The organism is Dyadobacter sp., assembly GCF_051859145.1.
Lineage (GTDB): Bacteria > Bacteroidota > Bacteroidia > Cytophagales > Spirosomataceae > Dyadobacter.
This window is the reverse complement of record NZ_JBHYGF010000410.1, coordinates 1-3511: the sequence shown is the minus strand read 5'-3', so window position 1 is coordinate 3511 and position 3511 is coordinate 1. Positions and strand designations below refer to the sequence as shown.

At 50.2% G+C, this 3511-nt stretch carries 4 protein-coding genes and 1 pseudogene; 3 read left to right on the top strand and 2 right to left on the bottom strand.

The window, feature by feature from the left end; genetic code table 11:
• Both ACTIE6_RS20465 and ACTIE6_RS20460 read left to right on the top strand, forming a co-directional pair.
• A pseudogene (locus ACTIE6_RS20465) lies at positions 1–910 on the top strand (SusC/RagA family TonB-linked outer membrane protein); the annotation flags it as partial.
• A gap of 9 nt (positions 911–919) precedes the next feature.
• Complete coding sequence (locus tag ACTIE6_RS20460; protein ID WP_439558400.1) at positions 920–2359, top strand: SusD/RagB family nutrient-binding outer membrane lipoprotein; 1440 nt, start codon at positions 920–922, stop codon at positions 2357–2359.
• Between the two features lie 67 nt (positions 2360–2426).
• Here ACTIE6_RS20460 and ACTIE6_RS20455 read toward each other — a convergent pair whose 3' ends face one another.
• Both ACTIE6_RS20455 and ACTIE6_RS20450 read right to left on the bottom strand, forming a co-directional pair.
• Positions 2427–2738 (bottom strand): hypothetical protein, encoded by a 312-nt coding sequence (locus ACTIE6_RS20455; protein WP_439558399.1) that lies wholly within the window; start codon positions 2736–2738, stop codon positions 2427–2429.
• A gap of 21 nt (positions 2739–2759) precedes the next feature.
• Complete coding sequence (locus tag ACTIE6_RS20450) at positions 2760–2945, bottom strand: DUF3606 domain-containing protein (RefSeq protein WP_439558398.1); 186 nt, start codon at positions 2943–2945, stop codon at positions 2760–2762.
• 186 nt (positions 2946–3131) lie between these two features.
• Between ACTIE6_RS20450 and ACTIE6_RS20445 the strand changes: the two genes are divergently transcribed.
• Positions 3132–3511 (top strand): hypothetical protein (locus ACTIE6_RS20445; protein WP_439558397.1); only part of this gene is annotated, 380 nt, incomplete at its 3' end.

The window sequence follows — 3511 nt, the reverse complement described above, 5'->3', positions numbered from 1 at the left end:
CGTAAGTGTACCCACCACGAGCGGTTTCAGCTACAAGTACACCAATGCGGGAGAAGTGTCGAACAAAGGCTGGGAAGTTTCGGTGTTTGCCACGCCTTTGAAAACAGCCGATTTTTCGTGGACGATCAATGCAAACTGGGCACGGAACAGGAACAAGGTTGAGTCGCTGGCTGAGGGTGACAATATGATCATCGCAACCTACCAGACCAGCGTCACTTCCAACGCAACCGTCGGCAGACCTTTCGGAATATTGCGCGGCTCGGGATATGTGTACCACGAAAACGGCGGTAAGCTGATTGACCCGCGCGGGCAGTATGTATTATCGAGCCCGACGAAAGAAATTGGCGATCCAAATCCCGACTGGATCGGCGGCATCGGCAATACGGTGAGCTTCAAAGGGATCTCACTTTACTTTTTGGTTGATGTAAAAAAGGGCGGACAACTCTACAACCTGGATACATTCTACGGGTTTGGAACGGGGCTTTATCCTGAAACAGCAGGGCTGAATGAGCTGGGTAATCCGTCGCGGCTCCCTGTGGCGCAGGGTGGGGGGATACTGCTCGAAGGTGTCAAAGCGGACGGTTCGCCTAACGATGTGCGGCTGGAAAACCGGGCTTACGCACTTGGCCCGTACGGACCTAATGAATCCCACATTTACGGTGCCGGGTTTGTGAAGCTGCGCGAAGCTTCGTTATCGTATGCATTGCCTGCGGGACTGATCTCGAAGCTGAGAGTGGTAAAGGGAATTGATCTCGCGCTGGTAGGACGAAACCTGTGGATTATCCAAAAAGATGTGCCTTACTCAGATCCTGAGGCGGGATTTGGCGCAGGTAATATCTCGATGGGCTACCTGGGAGGGGCATACCCGACCGCACGCAACATCGGTTTCAATGTAAAACTCAGATTTTGACAAAACACCATGAAAAAAACCATTCTATATAGCATTGCGGCAATGTTTCTGACAGCAGGCTGCGTCAGTAACCTGGATGATGATTTTAACATCGATCCCAAAAAAGCCACGGAAGTACCTGCCGCTACGCTGGTGAGCAATGCGCAGTTCAATCTGACCAGCATTATTACCACGCCGGATTATAATTACAATCCATTCAGGTACTATCTGCAGTACTGGGCTGCGGTGCAGTATCCCGACGAAAGTCAATACAATATCAACTCCCGCGAGATAAATAAGTCGTTTTGGGACGTGATATACCGCGACGTGCTCAGCGATCTGCGTGAGGCACGCAAAACGGTCGACGCAAATGCATTCCTGACTGCCGGAGAGCGCGCCAGCCAGGTTGCTGCCATTGAGGTACTGGAAGTATATGCATGGGCGGTGCTGGTGAATACGTTTGGCAATATTCCCTATTCACAGGCGCTGGATATCAATAATGTGCTGGCAGCTTATGAGGATGACGGCGCGATTTACGCTGACCTGACCAAGCGCCTCGACGCAGCAATTGCAAGCCTCAATGCACACCCGGAAGCTGGCGGGTTTTCAACGGGCGATCTGTATTACGGCGGCGATGTGGAAAGCTGGCTTAAATTCGCGAATTCCCTCAAACTCCGCTTTGCGATCACCATTGCGGACGTGGAACCTGCCAATGCTAAAAAGCTCGCCGAGGAAGCCGCGCCGCACGTTTTTACCTCATCGGAAGACGATGCGCAGCTGAACTACACAGCCAATATGCCAACCGCAAACCCGATGTCGGACATACTTGCCAAGAGGGATGATAACGTGGCTGCCAATACGCTTGTGGATGTGATGAATAAACTGTCAGACCCGCGCATTGACGAGTTTTTCCAGCCAGCCACAGCCGGACCGAATGCGGGTAAGTATGTGGGCGGGGTTTACGGCGTAGCCAATGTTTACGCGCGGTATGCGCAGCCGGGTACCCTGCTCAGAGATCCAGTTTTGCCTGGTTTGCTCTTGACTTATACCGAAGTTGAATTTCTGCTTGCAGAAGCTAAGTTGCGTGGGTTTAATGTGCCGGGAACTGCCGTGGCGCATTACAACGCGGCAATTACGTCTTCCATCGTGCACGATTTCGGAGGCACGCAGGCAGAAGCTGCCACTTACCTGACACGGGCGGGCGTTGTTTTCGACGCGGCTAACTGGAAGAAAAGCATTGGTACACAAAAGTGGATTGCAATGCATAACCAGCCGGTAGAAGGCTGGAAGGAGTGGAGAAGGCTCGACTATCCTGTTTTGCAGAAGCCGGCTCAGGCGCTTTCTGAAATTCCGCTGCGCTTTCCGTATCCATTTTCGGAACAAAACCTGAATGGGGCAAACTACCGGGCAGCAGCTACGGCAATGGGCGGAGATGAGGTCACTTCACGCATTTTCTGGGACAAACCCTGAAAGTTTTAAGCTTTAAAAACAAACTGCCCGGAATGTATATGTGCATTCCGGGCAGTTTGTTTTTTGACTAGTCGACCCGACCGATTTCTTTTTTCAGGTTGTACCATTTCGTCACGTCGCCTTCTTCGGCGTCAGTGTAGTTTTTGGCCAGGTAGTCCAGGAATGCAAACTTAGCTTCGTCGGATTCCAGGAACAAATGCTCCACCACACCTTCGGCTTTGATGAAATACTGGTAGCCGTCATTGGTGACTTCCTTGGTTGTATAAAACCGGCCTGAGCCTTCAAAATTGGTGATTGAATCGTATAAATTGTAAACATCCTCGTGGTCGCCCAGGCTCACGCCTGAAAGCCACTCTTCATGATCAGTTGTTTTTTCCATTTTGGTTTGTGTTGATAAATTTCAATTCGCGTGGTTCTTCAAGTAAGCTTCGATCTTCTCACGGTTGCCGCCTACTGCTTTAATGGCTTCCAGTATTTGCTCGCGGGTAGCGCCGCTTTTCTTTGCCAGGTATTCAATTTCATAATCCTCACTGGCTGAAACCTGGTTGCGGTCCCGGGCGTCCTTTTTGGTTTTATCGTCTGCCATGATCGTATTTTTAGTTTGTTGAACAAAGAATTTCGTGCATACCAGCAAAAACCGTGCTTGCAGGGCTTTTGAAGACGGTTGTGCATTTGAAATCTCGGCAATTGGTGACTAGCAGGCAGCGCGGGCAGCAGATAGCGTGTCTGTTGAAGTAGTTGAAAAATGGTTTTAACAAGAAAAATTTGAACTATGCGAAAAATTCGACGCTACCTGCCTGCATTTGCTTTGCTCATTTTCGTTGCTTCCTGTTCACAGGATGAAGTCGCCAACCGAGAAACTGCGGTGAAGCTTGGAAAGGATTCTGTGAGCCTTCAACTCGGAACCTATCCGCTTTTTATAGCAGAAGCATACCGCTTTGTGGGGTCGGACTCGGTCGATCTGATGCAGATTGATCCTAATTTCAACACTTACAGAAAGGAAGTGTATCTGGCATTTCGGCCGAGCGGAGGCTATATCAATTACTGGTTTGGCAGCGAGATTAACGAAGCGGCACAACAGGGCGCATCATACACATTTTCCATGAACATCAGAATAGAGCGGCCGATTGGTTTGCGCATTCACTGGGATGA